The 20,577-nt window shown below is 35.7% G+C and carries 21 protein-coding genes and 1 pseudogene; 14 read left to right on the top strand and 8 right to left on the bottom strand.

Going from position 1 to position 20,577, the window contains the following annotated elements:
- The first annotated feature begins 56 nt into the window (after positions 1-56).
- Together PI85_RS20975 and PI85_RS20970 are read left to right on the top strand one after the other, a co-directional pair.
- On the top strand, positions 57-680 hold the full coding sequence (locus PI85_RS20975) for a DUF3885 domain-containing protein (protein WP_052323588.1): 624 nt from the start codon (positions 57-59) through the stop codon (positions 678-680).
- A 239-nt stretch (positions 681-919) separates the two neighbouring features.
- Positions 920-1,153 (top strand): hypothetical protein, encoded by a 234-nt coding sequence (locus PI85_RS20970; RefSeq protein WP_235318524.1) that lies wholly within the window; start codon positions 920-922, stop codon positions 1,151-1,153.
- Positions 1,154-1,479: 326 nt separating this feature from the next.
- On the opposite strand, the gene PI85_RS20960 is transcribed toward PI85_RS20970, so the two are convergent.
- Positions 1,480-2,388: an ABC transporter ATP-binding protein gene (locus PI85_RS20960; RefSeq protein WP_036125972.1), complete on the bottom strand. Its 909-nt coding sequence runs from the start codon at positions 2,386-2,388 to the stop codon at positions 1,480-1,482.
- Positions 2,388-3,074, bottom strand: coding sequence for an ABC transporter permease (locus tag PI85_RS20955; RefSeq protein ID WP_036125970.1), 687 nt, complete (start codon positions 3,072-3,074; stop codon positions 2,388-2,390). The genes PI85_RS20960 and PI85_RS20955 overlap by 1 nt, the downstream gene beginning before the upstream one ends.
- 225 nt (positions 3,075-3,299) lie before the next feature.
- Here PI85_RS20955 and PI85_RS20950 point away from each other — a divergent pair, with 225 nt between their 5' ends.
- Positions 3,300-4,031, top strand: a complete 732-nt coding sequence (locus PI85_RS20950) for a response regulator transcription factor (protein ID WP_036127958.1) — start codon at positions 3,300-3,302, stop codon at positions 4,029-4,031.
- Positions 4,028-5,749 (top strand): sensor histidine kinase KdpD, encoded by a 1,722-nt coding sequence (locus tag PI85_RS20945; RefSeq protein WP_036125969.1) that lies wholly within the window; start codon positions 4,028-4,030, stop codon positions 5,747-5,749. Before PI85_RS20950 ends, PI85_RS20945 begins: the two co-directional genes overlap by 4 nt.
- Positions 5,750-5,806: 57 nt before the next feature.
- Here PI85_RS20945 and PI85_RS24940 read toward each other — a convergent pair.
- Positions 5,807-6,337, bottom strand: a pseudogene (locus PI85_RS24940) (sulfite exporter TauE/SafE family protein).
- Between PI85_RS24940 and PI85_RS20935 the strand changes: the two are divergent.
- From PI85_RS20935 to PI85_RS20930, 4 genes are all read left to right on the top strand, one after another.
- Positions 6,336-6,743 (top strand): LysR substrate-binding domain-containing protein, encoded by a 408-nt coding sequence (locus PI85_RS20935; protein ID WP_052323582.1) that lies wholly within the window; start codon positions 6,336-6,338, stop codon positions 6,741-6,743. The pseudogene PI85_RS24940 and the gene PI85_RS20935 overlap by 2 nt on opposite strands.
- 246 nt (positions 6,744-6,989) lie before the next feature.
- Entirely contained in the window at positions 6,990-7,163 is a 174-nt protein-coding gene (locus PI85_RS25295; protein ID WP_369794274.1) for a GrpB family protein, read from the top strand.
- Positions 7,160-7,447: a GrpB family protein gene (locus PI85_RS25290; RefSeq protein ID WP_338040009.1), complete on the top strand. Its 288-nt coding sequence runs from the start codon at positions 7,160-7,162 to the stop codon at positions 7,445-7,447. The genes PI85_RS25295 and PI85_RS25290 overlap by 4 nt, the downstream gene beginning before the upstream one ends.
- A 253-nt stretch (positions 7,448-7,700) precedes the next feature.
- Entirely contained in the window at positions 7,701-8,357 is a 657-nt protein-coding gene (locus PI85_RS20930; protein ID WP_036125968.1) for a Type 1 glutamine amidotransferase-like domain-containing protein, read from the top strand.
- 353 nt (positions 8,358-8,710) lie between these two features.
- On the opposite strand, the gene PI85_RS20925 is transcribed toward PI85_RS20930, so the two are convergent.
- A complete protein-coding gene (locus PI85_RS20925) occupies positions 8,711-9,610 on the bottom strand; it encodes a PhzF family phenazine biosynthesis protein (RefSeq protein ID WP_036125967.1) in 900 nt (299 codons plus the stop codon).
- Between the two features lie 123 nt (positions 9,611-9,733).
- Between PI85_RS20925 and PI85_RS20920 the strand changes: the two genes are divergently transcribed.
- Entirely contained in the window at positions 9,734-10,615 is an 882-nt protein-coding gene (locus PI85_RS20920; protein ID WP_036125965.1) for a LysR family transcriptional regulator, read from the top strand.
- 90 nt (positions 10,616-10,705) lie between these two features.
- Here PI85_RS20920 and PI85_RS20915 read toward each other — a convergent pair whose 3' ends face one another.
- Positions 10,706-11,617 carry a DNA-3-methyladenine glycosylase gene (locus PI85_RS20915; protein WP_036125964.1) on the bottom strand — a complete coding sequence of 304 codons (912 nt, stop codon included), beginning with the start codon at positions 11,615-11,617 and terminating at the stop codon, positions 10,706-10,708.
- A 163-nt stretch (positions 11,618-11,780) separates the two neighbouring features.
- Here PI85_RS20915 and PI85_RS20910 point away from each other — a divergent pair, with 163 nt between their 5' ends.
- The 4 genes from PI85_RS20910 (at position 11,781) to PI85_RS20895 (ending at position 14,593) form a co-directional block, all read left to right on the top strand.
- Positions 11,781-12,494 carry a 2OG-Fe(II) oxygenase gene (locus PI85_RS20910; protein WP_036125961.1) on the top strand — a complete coding sequence of 238 codons (714 nt, stop codon included), beginning with the start codon at positions 11,781-11,783 and terminating at the stop codon, positions 12,492-12,494.
- An 87-nt stretch (positions 12,495-12,581) separates the two neighbouring features.
- Positions 12,582-13,220, top strand: coding sequence for a bifunctional transcriptional activator/DNA repair enzyme AdaA (locus PI85_RS20905; RefSeq protein WP_036125959.1), 639 nt, complete (start codon positions 12,582-12,584; stop codon positions 13,218-13,220).
- The gene (gene adaB / locus PI85_RS20900) at positions 13,204-13,734 is read left to right on the top strand and encodes a methylated-DNA--[protein]-cysteine S-methyltransferase (RefSeq protein ID WP_036125958.1); all 531 of its coding nucleotides are present in this window, start codon (positions 13,204-13,206) and stop codon (positions 13,732-13,734) included. The genes PI85_RS20905 and adaB overlap by 17 nt, the downstream gene beginning before the upstream one ends.
- Positions 13,735-13,774: 40 nt before the next feature.
- Positions 13,775-14,593, top strand: coding sequence for a radical SAM protein (locus PI85_RS20895; RefSeq protein ID WP_036125956.1), 819 nt, complete (start codon positions 13,775-13,777; stop codon positions 14,591-14,593).
- Positions 14,594-15,697: 1,104 nt separating this feature from the next.
- Here PI85_RS20895 and gshAB read toward each other — a convergent pair.
- The 3 genes from gshAB to PI85_RS20880 all read right to left on the bottom strand — a co-directional run bounded on the left by gshAB (position 15,698) and on the right by PI85_RS20880 (position 20,040).
- Positions 15,698-17,956 carry a bifunctional glutamate--cysteine ligase GshA/glutathione synthetase GshB gene (gene gshAB, locus PI85_RS20890; RefSeq protein ID WP_036127951.1) on the bottom strand — a complete coding sequence of 753 codons (2,259 nt, stop codon included), beginning with the start codon at positions 17,954-17,956 and terminating at the stop codon, positions 15,698-15,700.
- 130 nt (positions 17,957-18,086) lie between these two features.
- Positions 18,087-18,920, bottom strand: a complete 834-nt coding sequence (fghA, locus tag PI85_RS20885) for an S-formylglutathione hydrolase (protein WP_036127947.1) — start codon at positions 18,918-18,920, stop codon at positions 18,087-18,089.
- Positions 18,921-18,924: 4 nt separating this feature from the next.
- Entirely contained in the window at positions 18,925-20,040 is a 1,116-nt protein-coding gene (locus tag PI85_RS20880) for an S-(hydroxymethyl)glutathione dehydrogenase/class III alcohol dehydrogenase (protein ID WP_024361769.1), read from the bottom strand.
- A 127-nt stretch (positions 20,041-20,167) separates the two neighbouring features.
- On the opposite strand from PI85_RS20880, the gene PI85_RS20875 reads away from it, so the two are divergent.
- On the top strand, positions 20,168-20,530 hold the full coding sequence (locus PI85_RS20875; RefSeq protein WP_024361768.1) for a helix-turn-helix domain-containing protein: 363 nt from the start codon (positions 20,168-20,170) through the stop codon (positions 20,528-20,530).
- Positions 20,531-20,577: the final 47 nt, after the last annotated feature.

Raw genomic sequence — 20,577 nt, 5'->3', positions numbered from 1 at the left:
CTAGATGATGTGGGAAGGTGTAATATTGAATGAAAACTAAAGGAAGATTTGAGTGAATGACGATAGATGTAGAACAGTATTTAAATAAGACTTTTCCTGGACTCACACTAACTCCTAGTCTTTATCAGCAATGGGATATTGGTATTCACATTGAGTTCGGGGCTGGATTTTATCAATGGAAAGATAATGGCCGTCTAAATCTAGCAAGGTTTCATTATGTATACCATCAAGCTTTGGCCGTTTTCAACGAAATTTTTTCGTATTCAGATGAGATTTTACTTGTGACAAATGTTTATCAGTATAAGCCTGCTGAAAGTAAGAAAAAGCGCATAAAGGTTTATAATCGTTATATAAAAAATAAAGAGTTAAAATACCATTTAAAACAACAAACCTTGCCGTATGTATTGGATGATGAGGATGTTTATATTTCACAATTTTCCTTAAAGTACCGCAAACAAGATATTCACTATGTATTACTTATCCAAGCAACTTGTAATGAAGATTTCCACTTAAAGCCTAAATTTGGTACAGGCTATAGCTATCCAGATGTATTTTTTATTAATTTGACGAAAAATGTTATCTTGTTTATTTATGATGATAGAGGTTGTGAGGTCATCGCGACAAATAAAGAAACGATAAAACCTTTAGGTCTAAAATTTAGGAACTGGATAGATAATTGATATTCGCAAATGAGAGGATCGTTACACATTCTTAATAGAACAAATGGATGCAGGAATTAATCAACATTAGCTTTTATGATTTTGCATCCATTCGATATGACAAGCAGAGGGTAGGAAATAATCACTTAGTGCTTTCTACGCTGGTTTTCATTCAAAATCATGGAGTTGCTACCCGCAGCTCTTTTTTTATAGGGCATTCCTATTAAAAGTCAGCTTATCGAAAGGAAGGTTCAAAATGAATGGGAGACGACAACGCTTGGCGAAATACGGCATTTGTTTATTATTTTCTATTAAACGGTACGACTGCTCAATTTTTGAAGGAGCGTAGCGTCTCACTTTTTGGTTGGATTACGCTAGAATTACCAGAGGATTTAATGTTTTATGAAGATGAACAATGTTTATTAGCAGCTTGCTCGCACGAAGGATTTTTCTGGGTGGATGAAAAGGTATGGGACCGTTTTTTATTAAGCTAAAGATGTCGCTTATTTAATTATTTTGTGTAAGCAATTCTTGTTACTTAATATAATGAAAAATAAGGGGGAGTACGTTATGTTATTTATACTGTTGTTTGTCATACCAGTATTAGGAGTTTTATATTTTTTAAATTTCACTACTTTTTTGAAGAAACTAATAAATGGAAAAAATACGTATAATCAAAATGTACTAGGAGCAGTTTTAACCTTTATGCTGATCTTTACAATCATGTACTGCTTTGCTGGACTCCATTAATGGTTTAACGAGAAAATACCGAAAGAACGAATACGTAAGCAACTCTTTTAAAGTAGTTGCTTACGTATTGTTAGTCATTCATAAATATCTCTTCTAATGAAGGTCGATTTGTTTGAATATCAAAAATGTCTGTATCAAATTTACATAAGGAATGCACAATGCTAGCAATATCAGATTCATCGCGTATTGCCACAGTAATGTGTTGATTATCCGAATAGTTAATCGTCGTCCAAGCTTCGATTTCTTCGCGAGCATGACGGTACAACGTGTCATTTTTAGGTAAGAGCTTAATCGTTGTTTCAATCGTTGTCTGAAATTGCTTTTGTAATTGATCGATGGTTCCTAGACCTGAAATAATGCCGTTTTTCATAATAGCAATCCGGCTGCATAGCTTTTCCACTTCATTTAAATTATGAGATGTCATAAAAATAGTTTTGTTTTGACTGGCTAATGTTCGTATGAATTTTTGCATCTCTAACGCAGATTCCGGGTCCATCCCCGAAGTAGGCTCATCTAGGAAAATTAAATCTGGATTTCCGATGACAGCCTGAGCGACGCCTAGCTTCTTTTTCATCCCGAACGAGAATTTTTTTGTTTTAACATGTACCGCATTCTTTAAGCCTACCTGCTCTAATAAATCTACACATTGTTGTTTAGTTACCTTGTGCTTTTGTAATTTTGCAAAAAATTGAAGATGTTCCAGAGCTGTATCATTGCCATAAAACTCGGTATAGTCTGGTAGAACACCCACTTTGTGTTTCACACGATCAAGCTGATTGTTAGGTACTCCTAAAATTCGAAATTGCCCACTTGTTGGAAGAACAATCCCTGTAAGCATATTAATGAAAGTTGTTTTCCCTGCACCGTTTCTTCCTAAGAAGCCAAAGATTTCTCCCTCCTGTACTTGTAAATCGATGCCCCGTACGACTAAATGCTTGTGATAGGATTTTTTTAAATCCATTGTTTCAATTACGGTCATTACAAATCCCTCCTATGAAGACTAAGTATCGAGACTCCTACCATAATAGCTGCAAATAACAGAACAACGAGCCATCCCCATGTTCCGCCCTCAAGCATATAATGATACGGAGTCATATATTTAATGATTTTTAACCACAGTTTTTCTGAAAAAAGGCTCCATAAACCGAATGTAGGAATAGCCATACTAATTAGTAATCCAATAAACATGGACATCGATCGCTTAGGAATGAGACAGGATAGTAGCACACATAATGATACGATGTACGCTAGCATCACAAATAAGCTACCGAATGTTTTAATATAAAATTCATGAGAAAAGAATGCGATTATACTGAATGACGCTAATAAGCAAATAAACCAGTATGAAAAAATTCCTAATAATTTGCCTACAATAATAGAAGATCGGGATGTTTTGGTGACTAGGAACCGAATTGTCCTACTTTCTGTTTCCCTATTAATGGTGTCGTGAAATAACGAAAAGATAAATAAAAAGCCCATTATATAAATTAGAAATACCAGTCCACTTACATAGCCAGCCTCAGCAAATTTAATGCCAGTAAGGAGACTGCTATTTGTGACAAAATCAGATAAATAATAGGAGACGGCAATAAAAATGCCAATCGTTATAAGTGAAAAGATACTGCGAAATGATTGAATAAACTCCTTTTTCCAAATAGCAATCATAGTGGTTCCTCCATAATAGAAATATATTTTTAACACTCTCTAGAGTATATAGGCTGATTTTTACGTAAGCCAAAACGGTAGATGACGTGTTAATAAACTTTTATAAGCGCTGTTTATGTTCTGTTTATATTCGCTTTGTAGTAGTGACAAACTAGCAGTATTATTCATTGGAAAAAACATGTTAAAATGAATTCCATGTTAGACGGGAAAGGACAGAATTTAAATATGAATTTACAAGATGTGGCCATTTTACTTGTTGATGATGAATCAGCCATTTTGGATATGCTACAAATGGTTTTAACGAAAGAGGGCTTTCGACAAATTGATCGTGCAAGTACTGCTCAAGAAGCGTTAAATGCGTGTAATAAGAAGCCATACGACATGATTTTATTGGATGTCATGCTGCCAGATAGGAGTGGCTTTGATATTTGTCCATTTATTAGGGAGACAACAGATGCCCCGATTTTATTTATTACAGCAAAAAACTCAGACTTAGAAAAATTAACAGGCTTTGCGATGGGCGGGGATGATTATATTACAAAACCATTTAACCCATTAGAAATAGTCGCTCGAATGAAAGCACAACTACGCCGCGTTAAATTATATGAGGAGGAAAGGCCACAGCACATATCTTCAAATACGTTCATTTACGATTTTGGCCGATTCCAGGTGAATGAGCGTGCAGGGGAATTAATAGTGGATGGACAAGTCATTTCTTGTCCCGCTCAGGTCTATCAATTACTACTCTTTTTTTGTAAGCATCCCAATCAAATTTTCACGAAAAGTCAGTTATATGAAGCTGTCTGGGGTGATCATAGCTTTGGGGATGATAATACGGTTACCGTACATATTGGCCGTATACGTGAGAGGATAGAAAAGGACCCGAAGGAACCTGAATTGTTATTAACCATTAGAGGGCTAGGCTATAAATTAATTCAAAAAGAGGGATTGGTATGAATCGAATTAGTCGTCGACTTGCCTTTACCTTTATTTCACAAATTGTTTTTGTATTAGTGGCTTTAGCAATAGGTACCATCATTTTTTTAGTGTATGTTGGATTACAGTTAGAAAATACACCTGAAACACAGCATATATCAAGTAGTAGCAATAGTACATTAAGGCAAATATTTTCAATTGAAAATGACCATGTGTCGTTAGATGCTAACAAAATTGCTGAAATAGAAAAGCGTGAGGAATGGCTACAAATAATCGATGCTCACGGAAATATGTTGGCCTCTTCCAAACTACCATCTGATGTTCCAACGCACTACGTACCTGGTCAATTAATAGCCTTTTGGCAAAAAAGCATCGCGTTCCCATACGAGCTCATTATTAGCCAGGAGGAGAAAGGTGGACAAACCTATTTTGTTGTAGTTGGTCAAAAATGCCCTGCACGACAGCTAGCAGAAAAACTTCCATTTGAATGGGATGGAAAGCGCCTTTCTCAGCAAGGGGAGCGGCTATTGGAAGAAGCGCATGGTACGCTAGCTATTTATTCAGCGAATGGGGAGATCAGCCAACAATACGGGCATGTGAAAAATCCTGAAGCAAAACTTTCACTCGATCATTTACTTGGGGATGAGGCTGATCATCTCAGAAATAATGGCAGCCAATATATATATTTTGATGCAGATAAACAGCAAACATGGGTCATTGAAGTACCATCCGCTGCAGTAAAGGTGGAGGAAGGTAAGCATAATACCTATTTAGGAAAAGCATTTCTTCTATATGGAGTAGCCCTTATTCTATTCATCATCGCCACAGCGTTTTGGTACGGTAAACGATTTGGACAACCCGTTCTCTATATTGTTAACTTTATTCAACGTTTGGCGGATGGTAATTATCATGAGCAAGAGGCTAAGAAAAAAGATAGGTCACTAAATCGTCGTGGCAAGAAGAAGCGGTCCTTCCGTTTATTTCGAGAAATTAATGATTCCTTGAATGATTTGAACCAGCAGCTCATGCAGAACGAAAAGCTTCGCAACCAAATTGAACAAACTCGCGAAGAGTGGATTGTTGGTGTCTCTCATGATTTGAAAACACCTTTATCTTCTATAAATGGTTATGCGCATGTCCTTGAATCAGCCCCCTACAATTGGGCACAAGAAGAGTTTCAGCAGATTGGGAAAACATTACGTGAAAAATCAACCTTTATGTCTGAATTAATCGATGATTTAAGCTTAACGTATCGCCTAAAAAACAATGCATTGCCCATGGTTCGTCAAACGCAAGAAGTAAACGAAGTCATTCGAAGAGCAGTTATTCATTTTATAAATGATCCGCAATTTACTTCTTATGATATTTCATTTCATGCTTCTGAAGAGCCGATATCATACCCTCTTGATATGAAATGGTTTACGCGTATTATTGATAATATGATTTCTAATGCTATTAAGCATAATCCGACAAATACGAAAATTGCTATTATTGTGCAGAAGGAAAACGATCATTACTTCACTGTTCGTATTCAGGATAATGGTATTGGAATGGATTCCTCCACGTTAGATCAACTATTTGAACGCTACTATCGTGGTACGAATTCAGAGGAAAATACAAGTGGTTCGGGGTTGGGCATGAGCATCGCTAAACAACTAACAGTAGCCCATGGAGGGGAAATAGCTGCTTCTAGTATTCCTGGAGAAGGTACTGTGATTGTATTAAAATTTTATTCATGATGGCAGTCCTGCCTTTTATGTCCTTAAATTTGGATATAAAGGGTAGGACTTGTAAATTTATTGTATTAAATCCGTCACAACTTGAACAATTAAGAATAAAAAAATGATGGGTAATATAATTTGAATCCATTTTGTTTGGATGTGGGGAATAATCTTTAAGCCTAAGAAAGAGCCAGCAATTGAGCCAAGCGAAACAGGAATAGCAATGCCCCAATTGAAAATGCCAGTAAAGTAATAAAAGAGGAAAGCGCCTGTACAGCTTGATAACGAAATCATTCTTGTTAATTCCACTGCTTTTAAATAATGGTGTTGTTTTTTTTAGAAATAGGTTATATTCATAAGTGCTGAGCCTGGTCCAAAACCTCCGTCATACATTGAAATTGCAAATGGAACAAGCTTGTTAATACGTTGTTCCTCTGTTTTCTTGACATCTTTTTTCTTGACATCTTTTACAATCCATTTATTACTGCGAAGAACCATTATAAATGCGAAAATTAAGCTTATACAAGCAACCACGTTCATAATTCGCTCCGATAAGAGGATTGCAAATATTGCACCCAAGACACCTCCTAAGCAAGAAACTATCATGATAGAAAAGTATTTTTTCAAAGATAAACGTCCTTTTATTACAAATCCTTTAGCTAATCAAACGGTCACCATGTATGAATTATCGAACGAAGATTTTATATATCGAGAACGAGGAAGCTCGACACTCGATTTATTGGAGTCCATTTTTTACACGTTCAATGCTCCATTACCTAAACTAGGACTTCAAATGCAGGGCTTGCATGAATCCATTAAAGTAGTGGAGTCAGGTTACGGTATGACTTTAGCTCCGTCCTACAGTGTGTCTGAAAGTATAACAAGTGGAAAATTAGCTCAAGTGTATATTGAGCAGGCAAATATTCAGCAAAGTTTATTTATTTGCTCGCGGAAATCCGATTTAATTGAGCAACCTTTTATACAATTCTTAAAAGATCATTTAAATGCTTAACTACTAAAACTGTGAAGATAATAAAAAAACGTACGTTAATAATGCTATATTTAATAATTGTTCGTGTTTTTAGTGATGAAATGCGAATTGTTCATCGGCTGGACACGTGTACTTTTTCGTAAAACACGAACATTATAAAATATCGGTTAATGAAGTGATTAGTAGGAAATACTTTGCAAAAACTAGTTGTCAGCTTGTACGATGAGCAATGGCTTCAACTGTTTATGGAAGAGGCTGAAAAACTGAATTTTATATTTAGAAATCATAGATATCTATCATATAGGTAGTACCTCTGTTCCTGGGTTAAGGGCTAAACCAATCATAGACATGATGCCTGTTGTGAAAGATTTTAATCTAGTTGATACATTCAATTTGGAGATGCGAAAAATTGGGAATGCTGCTAAAGGGGAAAATGTATAGCACAGCGTAGATACTTTCAAAAAGGTAGGGACAGCACGCATCACGCTCATTTCTATCAGGTTGGAAGCAGTGAAATCACAAGGCATCTGGCATTTCGGAATTATTTAACATCACATCCTGATGAAATGAAGCTTTATGGAGATTTAAAGGAAAGATTAGCACAACAATTCCCTCATAACATGAAGTCATACATAGTTGCGAAAGATTATTTTGCTAAACAAATAGAACGAAAGCACTGGCATGGTATAACGGACGATTATCTAATTAAACATAAGGTAGTTTAAAGTGAGAGGCTGTCATAGCCAGCTTTTTTAGCTAAAATTGTTAGTGAGGGGGATGGCAAGTTGGCGGATTTCCAATCCCATATTTGCTTCAAAGAATTATAGTAGATGTACCTATGAAGCGGATAACTGAGAATGTATTATTTGGAATAATTTGATAATATTAATTCACAATCATTACTATTAGTACCACAAGCAGATCATATTGAGCGTATTGTGTGAGTGGCAAGAAACAGAATGAGTAACGGAGGTACATATGAAAACACACTATTATTTAGGTTGGTTTAATGATTTTTTTCCAGAGAATCTAGGCAAGGCGTTACAGGAGGATATAACTGATAGAAAATCGCTTGCTATGATTAGCTCGAATCCACTTTTATATGAAGATAATGGTACCACTGAACGTTCGTGGCTTGACCAGGCCGGTATTATATTTGAAGACTATCATTTAATTAATGATTACGTACAGAAGGAAGATGCCCAAACCATAATTCAAAATGCGTCAGCTATTTTCTTGTTAGGTGGAGATACTCTTAAACAGAATCGATTTTTGATAGACTATGAATTGTTAGATTTGATTAAAAAAAGCAGGGCTGTTGTAATGGGAGCAAGTGCTGGAGCCATCAATATGTCCACTAAGTGGCTATGCTCAAAAAACTTTGGCTATCCAGTTGAAAAAAGCACTTTATACGATGGAATCGGTCTTGACAATTTTTCCGTCCTGTCACATTTTGATCTTGAAAATAACATGGAGTTGGTGCAATACGAGCTGTCTGCTTTATCGGAAGAAATAAATATTTATGCGTCGAACAAGGATTGCGCTGTACGTGTAAAGGGAGGTAACATCGACATTTTAGGTAATGTCTATTTAATGTCCCACTCCAAAATTCAGAAATTGGATGAGACGCTCTAGCTGTGGTGAAATTATGTAAAGTTAAAGCGTGTTTGGATCAAACTTATTTCCAAAACACGCTCTTTTCTTTTATATATATCAATTTGATCAAACCTTAGCAACAAAAAGTTTAAGCTTTATCATGAAGTGTACTTTTTGTTCGAGATGGGTCTAGAAATAAATTGTGGAGAGTTATAGTAGTACCACATTGATATGATTGGTAATGGTTTGAGGTACCTGCTTTGACTTTAAAATGGCTGTTTCCACCAAAAATAAAACTTCTCTAAATGCGCAAAAAGCGAAGCATTTAGAGAAGCTTATTCTCTTTAAAAATTAAATACTAAAAATTCAGTAATTTAATTATATAGTGCTCTTTATACAAATATTATCCCCTCAATGGAAACAACTGCTGCTCCTGCTACTTCAATAACAGCGGTCTCGGCATCAGGTGTAATCGTTACATAAAGAATCCCTGGTCTATTGATCGTATGTCCTTGACCAATCATTAATTGATGTCTTTCTTGTTGAGCTAGTATATTCTCAAGATATAAATAACCGCCTAATGCACCGTTTGCCGCACCTGTAACTGGATCTTCATCAATTCCTATATTGGGGCAAAAATCTCTTGTGTAAATATCAAATTGCCCATTTGTGTCAAAGGTAAAGAGGTGAGTGGTTGAAATGTTAAAATCATTGTTCATCTTTTTAAGCTCGTTTAAGTTAGGCTCTGCTTGGTCAATTGCTTGACGGGTATTCACTGGAACCATCAGATGTGGGACACCTGTATTCGCTATTTTTATTGGATATCTATCATCAATGTCTGTTTCATGTATACCTACAAGATTCGCAACAACTGCTGGGCTAATGTCGATACTTTTTACTTTGGGACGTACTTGAGTCATAGATACTCGCGTTAATTGATTATTTTCCATCAGCCATTTTACGGGAATTAGGCCAATATTGGATTCAAAGACTATTTTATCGTCCTTATCAATCCAATTGTACTTAGTAGCCATTAACCATGCTGTACCTAATGTGGCATGACCGCAAAAATCAACCTCTTTGGTTGGTGTAAAATACCTTATTTTATAATTGGCATCAGCATTCGATGTCGGTAAAAGAAAGGCCGTCTCCGAAAGGTTTAATTCATTCGCTATTTTTTGCATGTCCTCGTCTGTTAAGTTTTCAGCATTCGGTATAACGCCTGCCGGATTCCCTCCAAAAGTTTCTGTTGTGAAAGCATCTACATAAAAGAACTCTATCTTTTTAGTCATGGCGATCTCCTCCTTTATTCTAAGATTATTGTATTATGATAGAATTAATAAGTAAAATTCATGTTTTTGATCATCAACATGAGGAAGTCGAATGGAAAGATTAATCGTATATGGGGGTATATTGTGAACCTGTTGCAAATAGAAATATTCGTCAAAGTAGTCGATATGGGAAACTTCACAAGAGCAGGTGAAGTATTGGCGATGACACAGTCTGGAATCAGTCATAATATCGCTTCTTTAGAGTCAGAACTAGGTATTACACTTTTGAATAGAGGAAGAAATGGAATCTCATTAACAGATAGTGGAGAACGTATTATAAAACATATGAGAAATATCCTAACCGAAGCCGAAAGCATTAAACAAGAAACAGCTTCAATTTTAGGTATCCAAAATGGAAAAATAAACATTGGTAGCTTTTCAAGTTTCTCATCAAAAGTGTTGCCTACTATCATATCAAGGTTTAGAGGAAAATTTAAGGGAATTGAAATAAACTTTTATGAGGGTAGCTATGATCAAATAACGCGTTGGGTAGAAGAGGGGAAAGTGGATATAGGTTTCACGTCCTTAAGTAACCCCTTGGATCATTTGGAGACAATTCCTATATTAAGCGATAGATTAGTCCTCACATTACCAATTCATCATCATCTTGCAATAAATGGACAAGTAAAAGTGGAGGATCTTCAAGGCGAGGCTTTTATTATGCCCAAGCTAGGATGTGAGGTAGGTGTTATGAAATTTTTAAAGGAACAAGAAGTTTCCCCAAACATCCAGTTTAATGTGGAAGATAATCAAACTATTATTGCTATGGTACGGGAAGGATTAGGCATTACCATCATGCCAGAGCTAGCTTTACCCTATAATTTACAAGGTACCCTTGTAAAACCTATCTTTCCCGAACCTTCCCGTGAAATAAGCATTATTACTCGATCAAAGAAACAATCTCTTCCCGCTGTCAAAGCGTTTATAAAAACAACAATTGATTGTATGAAGGATTTACAGCTTTAAAATGAATTTTGAAGCGAAGAGGCAGAGAGCATGTTTTGATTCATTTGTTTCAAAGCATGCTCTTTATAATTGTTCTCATCCTAAACTTATTTAGTAAAGGACACGCCATAAATAAAAGGTGGCGTAGGATTCCCAGTTTTTCCATGGTATCGATAATTCCAAGATCTCATCTTTCGTCGGCTTTCGATTCATATTTTGTAATAGTTTTATCGAATTAATAAGACCCACATCATCGATTGGAAAGGCTGTCTGGAACCTAAGGCAGCGCATTAAAACATAATTGGCTGTCCAAGGGCCTATTCCTCGTATTTTAATTAAGCTTTTTTCAGCATCTTTAAAATCCATTTTCATTAATTTTTCCCTCGACAATTCTCCACTTGCCATTAATTTCGCAATGCCAATGATATATTCACTTTTTTTCACCGTCATTTTAATATCTGCCAGGTCTGAGGGTGTTAACTGTGCAATTCTTTCGTACGATGGGAACACCCAATATTTTTTACCATTCCATTCGATGAAATCGCCAAATTTTTCAACAAATTGCCTCTTTAAGGTGTACGCGAAGGCTAAGTTAATTTGTTGGCCTAAAACTCCCCAGCATAAAGCTTCAAATAAATCAGGAATGCCAATTACTCGTAATCCATAGAAGTTTCGGGCAGGTACTTTAAGTAAAGGATCTGCTTTTGCCATTTCATAAAAGGGTGTTAAATCATTATTAAGATCAAACCACTCATCAATAAATTTGACAATTTCTTCGCATTTCCGCCTTTCAATAGGGCTAGATTCATTTAAGAATTGAACAATCATTTGTTTATTATTAATGACGTTTATCTGTACTAAGGACCGAATTTCACCGATAGTTATCACTTTTGTAATGCTATCGCTCTCTATTTCATACATGCATTCATTCTGTTCTCTTGATAGATAGCCTAGATTGGCATTCATGTTGAACTGTTCAGGTAGGGTAATGACAATACTATTCTTGACTTCATGCCATATCATTTTTTCATTCTCCTTTACAAAATACATTGATGTCATTTTTACTTTATCACATCATCATCTTTAGTAATTTTGTTATCTTGCTATTACATTCTAAACACCTTATTTTTTTCGATTGATGAGGTTATAGTGTAAATTATCAAGAATGCTAAATAGGAGGGATAATATGATACAGGACATAAAGACACGTGTCGAAAGTCTAGATTGGGAGTCCATTCAAAATGAATTAGATGAGCAAGGTTTTGCAAAGCTTCCAGCAATTTTAACAAAAGAAGAATGTGAATTTTTCATGGAAATGTATGGGAAGGAAGAGTCCTACAGAACGACCATCAATATGACGAGATATCGCTTTGGAAATGGGGAATACAAATATTTTTCGTATCCATTACCCGACATCCTCCAACATTTAAGAGAGTCTTTTTATTTAGAATTAGCGAAAACAGCTAATCGGTGGCTGAGCTATTTAAAGAAAACAGAGCAGTATCCAGAACAGCTTCAAGATTTTTTGAACACCTGTGAGGAGTTTAATCAAACGAGACCGACACCTTTACTATTAAAGTATCAAACAGGCGGATTTAATTGTTTGCATCAAGATTTATATGGCGATCTATTTTTTCCGTTTCAAGTAGTGTTTGTATTAAATCAACGTGAGAAAGACTTTTCCGGTGGAGAATCTTTATTAGTAGAACAAATCCCACGTGCTCAAAGCAGGGGACATGTCATTACGTTAGAGCAAGGCAGTGCACTTATTTTTCCAACTAACCACAGACCTGTTCTCGGTAAAAAGGGCTATTATAAAAATACAGTACGGCACGGTGTAAGCACGGTTATTTCGGGAGAACGATATGGTCTTGGAATCATTTTTCACGATTCTAAATAAACATTAAATTTCAATATTTTGCTATTCCATTCTTTGAAATGTCCATTTTGAATGGATAGGGAGTATATTATAAGTTGAGGTGAGAAAATGCCAAATAGAATGGATCACGGCCACAAAGAGAGCTATACTCAAAGACATTCGAATGATGTAGAACTGATAACAGAAGAGAAATGGCAAGCCATTATAAATAATGATATAGCGTACAATAATCAATTTTTTTACGCTGTGAAGTCAACAGGGATATTTTGTAAGCCTTCTTGTAAATCACGCGTTCCGAAAAAAGAAAATGTATGCATATTTCAAAACGCAGAACAAGCTCTCCGTGCAAATTTTCGCCCTTGTAAACGGTGCAAGCCTACTAATGAAAATCTGCCTGATAGCGAGTGGGTTAATTTAATTACAGAGTATATTGATAAAAATTTCACAGAGAAACTAACGCTAGAATCGTTAGCAAGCATTTGTCATGGAAGTCCGTATCATATGCAGCGAACATTTAAAAAAATTAAGGGTATTACGCCAGTTGAGTATATACAGCAAGTAAGAGTGCACGCAGCTAAAAAGTATTTGATTCAGACAAATAAAGCGATTGGAGATATCGCTATTTGTGTGGGGGTGGCTAATACGCCTTATTTTATTACATTATTTAAAAAGAAAACGGGGCAGACCCCAGCGCAATTTCGTCAAATGAGGAAGATGGAGGAACAGGACAATGGAAAAATTGAATAAGCCAACCCTTTACTGGTCTTTACTAAAGTTTAAAGATTGGAGCTTCTATATAGCGTCAACGTCAAAAGGTCTTGTGTTTATAGGTTCACAGAACAAGCCATTCGAGGAATTAGTGGAATGGGCGACGAAACACTTTCCAGGAAGTCCACTTGTTGAAAATACTGAAAAACTTGAGCCCTTTGTCGTTGAAATCACACAGTATCTAGACGGAAGACGGAAATCCTTTACGATTCCGTTTGAGTACGTAGGTACACCATTCCAGCAAGCAGTCTGGCAGGCACTTTGTGATATACCTTATGGACAGACGAAATCTTATTCCGATATTGCACATGATATTAATAAACCAGCAGCTGTTCGGGCAGTTGGAGCGGCTATCGGGGCTAATCCAGTATTAATTACGGTGCCATGCCATCGCGTAATAGGAAAAAATGGCTCATTAACTGGCTATCGAGGCGGGTTAGAAATGAAAACATGGCTACTTAATCTGGAAAAGCGAGCTTCATTACAGCATTGAGTAATCTAATTATGGCTGTACAACGATTGGAGATGCCGTCATGAGTAGTGAATTATTCTATAAAAATCCAAAAACCATTCTAAATAAAGGGACTGGCTTCCTTTCCGGATATACGCATTCACTTAATCCTTATACAGGCTGTTCATTTGGATGTTCCTATTGCTATGTACGTGAAATGCCAGTATCTCTATTTCGGGAAGGAGAATGGGGAAATTGGGTAGATGTAAAAAATGGAGCTGCACATTTATTAAAAAAAGAACTTCAGCGCGCCAAAGCTAAAGGAAATGTAACCATTTTTATGTCATCAAGTACAGATCCATATCAACCAATAGAGCAAAAGGAAAAGGTGACACGATCTTTACTAGAAGTTATGGTAGAAGATCCACCTGACTTCTTATTGATACAAACTAGAAGCCCACTGCTAAGTCGAGATATCGATTTGCTGCAACAATTGAAGGACAAAGTTCGAGTAAGTATGACGATTGAAACCGATTCCGAAACGATACGAAAACATTTCACTCCGAAGGCACCGCCAATCCAGGCGCGCTTTAAAACATTGGAAAAATTAGCAGCTGCAGGCATACCAACCCAAGTCGCTATAGCTCCCATATTACCAAGCGGGGACCATTTTCCGTTGAAACTAAAGCCATATGTCAATCGGATCTGTATCGACGACTACTTCATGGGCGATGGCAGTGGTGGTAAACGCACACGAAAACTTGGTATTGAAAAGAAATATGCCCAACTTGGTTTAGAGGAATGGTACGGACCACATGTTCTTAAAAATGTATACAACCGATTTATTGAAGTTTTTCCTGAAAATCAAGTGTATGTGAGCCAAGCTGGGTTTGAGCCTTAAAAAGGCTGTATTTGGAGAGATGAAATGAGATTTGAGAACTAAATAATCATGCAATTGAAGGTTTTATCAAGGGTGTATTTTTTTATTGGAGTTTCAGCTGTAATAGCGAATTATTTAATGGAATGATGAATTGAAACTATGGGTACTATTAATTAATTAATTAATTAATTAATAAGTATGTAAAGTAAAGATGTACATCTGTAAATAAAAAACGTTGGGTAACAACAAGCAGGTATAAATTACTTGCTTGTTGTCTTTTTATGAAATTTATTTTAACAGATAAAATTTTATAAAAAACGGCGTGGTCATTGGTTATACATATAAATATGTTATTGTCCCAATATAAGCCTTTAATACGCTAATTTTTTCAATTTCGTCTCACTATTATTAGTATACTTTTCAATGAAACATAACTTCCTATAATTTATATTATGTAAACTAAAATTATTTGGCGTGGAGGAGGCCTTGATTCATCAACTACCCATAATGTACAAGGACACAAAGATGTCTCATTTCGGGACACAAAGTACGCACATTCACAATTTAATGGAAAATTATAAAAATCTGGACACAAAGTTTACACACTTGTATACGGACAAGAAACTACAGACATTTTGGACAAGAAAGTCCAGACAGTTCATTTTTTAAAAAAATAAAAAGGACAAGAATGTCCGGACATTCTTACTTTTCCCTGTACATACTGTATTTTAAGTATTTACCACTAAATCAGAGTGATGTAAAACGCAGTGACATTCAGTCTCACGTACCTTTGGTCAACTCGATTGCTCTCACACAGCGCAATATGAAACCCTTTTATATTGGTTTATTCTTTCTTTACTAATTTTAATCTATCATAACCGTTTACAAATAAACAAAGTGTCTTATCTGCGACCCGTAAACTATAAGGAAAAACGAAGTTAATTATCACATAATCGTTCAATCGTTTAACATTTGCATAGTATAGCATTATATACACAGCATTTAAAACCACGTCCTTACTCAGGACGTGGTTAAAATATTTGAGATTGGAACATCAAATTACTTTATTATCACTTGTTACTCAACAGCTTAACGTCGGAAATCCGCATTTCGCTAGTGGTGCCCCTAATTTGACTGACTAAGCAATAGTTCAGGAAATAAATAATGTATGATATGCATAGTTAAACGTCGAGTCTCTCCTTTATATGGATAGATGTGCATATACATAGATGGATTAAAGTTGGCTTCAATAATTCCATAAGCATTTTTATTACCATTTTCAATAATCAAATCAATACCACAAATTTTAGCTCCCAATGAAGCTACTGCATCCACTGCTATTTTTTTATAATCATCAGGAATTAGATCCGTCACATTAATCGAGTCTCCACCTGTACTAATATTGGAATTTTCACGCAGAAAGATGATTTCATCCATTTTAGGAATCGAATTGACTTGATATCCTTGAGCTTTAAGCATAAGATTCTCTAATTCACCTAACTGGATAATTTCTAAAGGTGTCCGATGGTCTCTTCCTCTTAACGGGTTACGATTCTTTTGCATGACTAACTCTTCGATTGTATGTTTACCGTCACCTTTAACATTCGCAGGAACTCTTAGTAAAACAGCTTTTACTCGATCATTTAATACAAAAAATCGATATTCTGTTCCTTTTAGAAATTCTTCTACTAATATGGAAGAGTCTTCTTTAAATGCTAATATAATGGCTTTTTGATAATCTTCATAATTTGAGCCTTCTTTGAAGATTGATATTCCTAATCCATAGTTTGTTGTTTTCGGCTTCACAACAAAAGGTTTGGAGGAAAAGAGATCATAGCTACGTAGAGCCTGTTCAATTGTCTGAAATTCCTTCCCTTTCGGCACACGAAATCCATGTTGTTGAAGAATTTTCTTTGTTACTGTTTTATTTTCCATAATTAAAGTGGATACATAATTATCTTTACTTGTTATATTACCATTTTTTACATATTCAACATGTTCTTTTAATTTCAGCTTCAGAAATTGGTCTTGTCGATCCAAGATTTCTACTTGGATTCCTTGTTGGATCGCATCAAACATTAAAATCTGAGTAGACAACTCCATGTCAGTAAATCCTGCTAATTGATATGGCTTATCCCATGATTTTTTATAATTTTCTTTAGCAATCGACGTAGCCAATTGACGTTGACTGCATTTTTCACTTTCTTCAAAAAGTCTTCCAGCTAAAGTCTTACTTGGATCCATTAGCATTTCTTTCAGATGAACAAATAACGTATCTGAAATAGTCAAATTTAAAATTGTTGCTAAATGTTTCATCTCATCAATCATTTTTTTTGCTTCTTTTTCAAATTGTGTATGCTCTAATGGATGCTCAAGAGCCACTATATCATTGTAACATTCGCCTATTTTTACCCACTCATCACTATTTTCCCCTTCATCTTTCCATAGTAAATAAATTAAGAAAAGATGGAGAAATTCTGCTTGTTCATAGCTAATGCCGTATGTTTCAAAAGGATTTAAATCTATATTTCGCAATTCAATATATTTAATACCGTTATCCTCTAGTTCTGAAACATGATGTCCTCCTCTTAAACGGACAGGTGAATAAAATTCTCTTTCTGTTGATAGAAGCCCTCTTTTAACCATCGAAGAAAGGTCTGATACATAATTCTGTATACTACTATATGACACTTGAACATCTTTCGAATTCGTATAACCATATTTACTGCTTCTAATGCTTCTTACTACCTCATTCAATAAATTTTCTTCAAAGAAATTCTTTTCACTTCTAGGAGAAGCTCCATAAAAATAAGTAACTAACCATCGATAGTGCAAATAGTTTCTTGTAGCTTTTAGATAAATCTCTGTTTTAAAATGCTGATACTCTTTAATCTCCGATTGTGCGTTAAATAATGCTTGAATTAACTCATCGCCAAACTCGAAGTTAAAATGAACACCGCAAAGCATTTGTTTACGACGGCCATAAGAATTCGATAATGATTGTCGATATCGAACATTTTCAGCACTTTTCAATTTCGCCATTACAATATCTTCGTCTTTCTCTGGTAACTGTGGCGGCATGCTTAATGGCCAAAGCATTTCATTCTCACCCATAGAACGATAAGCAACATCATGGATTGCTGCTAAATAATCAAAAAGTTCGTTCAATGTATCAGTAACAGGTGTAATTAATTCCATCTGTAATTCTGAAAAATCCCGCTGAATATACGGATGGTCATCTTGTTGAGAAATACTTTTAGGATGATCCGTTTTAGCTAAATTTCCGGATAAATCTACTCGTTTACTTTCTTTTTCAATCCCATAATGAGCTTTTAATAAGTATGGTTTCACATGGTCATTAACTAACATTTTTTTATAATCCATTTTAAAAATAGCCCCCAATTTGCTCACCCCTTCAGCTGTTTCTTATATATTATTTAGTTACCTGCAATGCACGACAAAAGGAAATGATCGAGAATATCCACATTCTGCTAAAATGTGGATATAAAAGAAATTATCTTAAGTACTCCATATGGAAAGCGAAATGCTCCTCTAAAAAAGTTGCAATAAAGAAATAACTATGATCATAACCTTCAGCTTTCTTGTAATGTACTACCTGATTATTTTCCCTTGCATTCTTTAAAAAATTTGTTTCGTCTAATTGTTTTGGATAAAACTCATCTTGCATTCCTTGCGTAATGAGAATAGGCGGCATACCAGCTTCTTTGACCAGTTCTGACGCATCCCATTCTTTCCAGGAAGCTTTATCTTCACCTAAATAAGTTGAGAACGCATTTATTCCCCATTGGACTTCACTAGGATTTGAAATAGGCGAAAAGGCAGAAATCGCTTTGAATATGGTAGCATTTTTCATACCAATCACTAATGCGCCATGTCCCCCCATGGAGTGACCCATTATACTTTGTTCACCTGAATAATGAGGTATTAAAGATGTCGCAATGGCAGTTAATTCATCTACTATATACGTATACATGTTATAGTGCTTTGCCCAAGGATCTTGTGTCGCATTTAAATAAAAACCTGCCCCTTGTCCAAGATCCCATCCCTCATTATTAGCAACATTATCCCCACGTGGTGAAGTATCCGGAATAATTACTGCCACTTGATATTTTTCAGCTAATCTTTGAAATCCACTTTTTTGACTAAAATTATCATCTGTACAAGTTAAGCCAGATAGCCACCAAATTAGGGGGATTTTTTTTTCTTCTTTATTTGCTGGTAAGTAGATACTAAATGTCATATCACATTTTAAACTTTGTGAATAATGACGGTATTTATATTGCTCACCGCCGAAAGAGCGATGTTTTTCAATAAGTTTAAGACTCACTTTCTCACTCTCCATATGTTAACATCGTACGAATGGACTCCCCCTTATGAAGTAAATCAAATGCTTCATTGATGTCTGTAAAGTTTAAGTGGTGTGTGATAAACGAATCGATATCGATTTCACCATTCATATAATCATCAACCATTCCTGGAAGCTGCGTTCTGCCTTTCACACCTCCAAAGGCAGAACCACGCCATACTCGACCTGTTACTAGTTGAAATGGACGAGTATGAATCTCTTTACCTGCGCCTGCTACACCGATAATCGTACTTTCACCCCAACCTTTATGACAACATTCCAGAGCAGACCTCATTACTTCAACATTTCCAATACACTCGAAGCTATAATCTACTCCTCCATCCGTCATTTCAACAATGACTTCTTGAATTGGTTTATCAAATTTAGATGGATTTAGAAAATCAGTTGCACCCATTTTTTTAGCTAATTCATATTTATCCTCCTTTAAGTCAATAGCAATAATTCGGCTTGCTTTTGCTTGAACCAAACCTTGAATAGCAGCTAATCCAATGGCTCCTAAACCAAATACGGCTGTCACAGCTCCTTCTTGCACTTTTGCTGTGTTGTGTACAGCGCCAATCCCTGTAGTAACACCGCATCCAAATAGACCAACTTTATCAAGCGGCGCTTCTTTGTTAATTTTCGCTAAAGAGATTTCAGGCACGACTGTATATTCACTGAATGTGCTTGTTCCCATGTAGTGATAAATAGGTTCACCATTATATGAGAAACGAGTTGTTCCGTCAGGCATTAAACCTTTACCCTGAGTTTCTCGTACTGCACTACATAGGTTTGTTTTACCAGAACGACAGAATTTACATTCTCCACATTCAGCCGTGTATAGTGGAATAACATGGTCCCCAGGTTTTACTAAAGTAACTTCATCACCTACAGCAATGACTATCCCAGCACCTTCATGACCTAGTACAGCAGGAAATACGCCTTCTGGATCATCACCTGATAAGGTAAATGCATCTGTATGGCAGACAGAAGTATATAGAATTTTTACTAATACCTCTTTTGCCTTTGGTTCTTCAACATCTATTTCTACAATTTCTAGTGGCTCACCTGGTTTAAATGCCACAGCAGCTCTACTCTTCAAATGAATACCTTCTTTCTTTTCCTTACTAATAATTACTTTTCCCATGATTACACTTTATGATAAACTATACAATACTGACTTTTTTGTCACTATAAATGAAACATTAATAGTAAAGGGGTAACAATATATGGAAATCCATTATAAAGAAAAAACTTTTTTCACTGGCAAAGATTTGGCTTTATCCGTTATAGGTGGACGTTGGAAAATAGCTATTATATGGTGTTTACTCCAACAGTCTCCTTTAAGGTTAAGTGAAATACAGCGATACCTTCCCGATGTCAATCAACGTATGTTAATTAGACAATTAAGGGAATTAGAAGAAGATCAAATCATTGTTAGAGATGTATACCCTGTTGTGCCTCCTAGAGTAGAGTATCAACTAAGTGAAATTGGTTTACGCTTAGAACCTGTTGTAAATTCCATTTGTGATTGGGGAGATAATTTCAGAGAATTTTTGAAAGAAAATGCTGATAAAACTTCAGTTGAATAACGAGCTCACAAACGATTTTAAAATGAAAGCCACGAAACGCTGATATG

This window comes from Lysinibacillus sp. A1, assembly GCF_000801965.1.
In the GTDB taxonomy this organism is placed as follows: Bacteria; Bacillota; Bacilli; order Bacillales_A; family Planococcaceae; genus Lysinibacillus; species Lysinibacillus fusiformis.
Note: the sequence above shows the minus strand (reverse complement) of the source record. Positions and strands in the feature narration are given on the sequence as shown.

Excerpts from the sequence above, each read along its gene's own strand:
- gshAB (WP_036127951.1), bottom strand. The coding sequence starts at position 17,956 with ATGGATTATAAAAAAATGTTAGTTAATGACCATGTGAAACCATACTTA.
- PI85_RS20910 (WP_036125961.1), top strand. The coding sequence starts at position 11,781 with ATGATACAGGACATAAAGACACGTGTCGAAAGTCTAGATTGGGAGTCC.
- PI85_RS20925 (WP_036125967.1), bottom strand. The coding sequence starts at position 9,610 with ATGACTAAAAAGATAGAGTTCTTTTATGTAGATGCTTTCACAACAGAA.
- PI85_RS20960 (WP_036125972.1), bottom strand. The coding sequence starts at position 2,388 with ATGACCGTAATTGAAACAATGGATTTAAAAAAATCCTATCACAAGCAT.
- PI85_RS20945 (WP_036125969.1), top strand. The coding sequence starts at position 4,028 with ATGAATCGAATTAGTCGTCGACTTGCCTTTACCTTTATTTCACAAATT.
- PI85_RS20970 (WP_235318524.1), top strand. The coding sequence starts at position 920 with ATGGGAGACGACAACGCTTGGCGAAATACGGCATTTGTTTATTATTTT.
- PI85_RS20975 (WP_052323588.1), top strand. The coding sequence starts at position 57 with ATGACGATAGATGTAGAACAGTATTTAAATAAGACTTTTCCTGGACTC.
- adaB (WP_036125958.1), top strand. The coding sequence starts at position 13,204 with ATGGAAAAATTGAATAAGCCAACCCTTTACTGGTCTTTACTAAAGTTT.
- PI85_RS20955 (WP_036125970.1), bottom strand. The coding sequence starts at position 3,074 with ATGATTGCTATTTGGAAAAAGGAGTTTATTCAATCATTTCGCAGTATC.
- PI85_RS20905 (WP_036125959.1), top strand. The coding sequence starts at position 12,582 with ATGCCAAATAGAATGGATCACGGCCACAAAGAGAGCTATACTCAAAGA.
- PI85_RS20915 (WP_036125964.1), bottom strand. The coding sequence starts at position 11,617 with ATGATATGGCATGAAGTCAAGAATAGTATTGTCATTACCCTACCTGAA.
- PI85_RS20930 (WP_036125968.1), top strand. The coding sequence starts at position 7,701 with ATGAAAACACACTATTATTTAGGTTGGTTTAATGATTTTTTTCCAGAG.
- PI85_RS20950 (WP_036127958.1), top strand. The coding sequence starts at position 3,300 with ATGAATTTACAAGATGTGGCCATTTTACTTGTTGATGATGAATCAGCC.
- PI85_RS20935 (WP_052323582.1), top strand. The coding sequence starts at position 6,336 with ATGATAGAAAAGTATTTTTTCAAAGATAAACGTCCTTTTATTACAAAT.
- PI85_RS20875 (WP_024361768.1), top strand. The coding sequence starts at position 20,168 with ATGGAAATCCATTATAAAGAAAAAACTTTTTTCACTGGCAAAGATTTG.
- PI85_RS20895 (WP_036125956.1), top strand. The coding sequence starts at position 13,775 with ATGAGTAGTGAATTATTCTATAAAAATCCAAAAACCATTCTAAATAAA.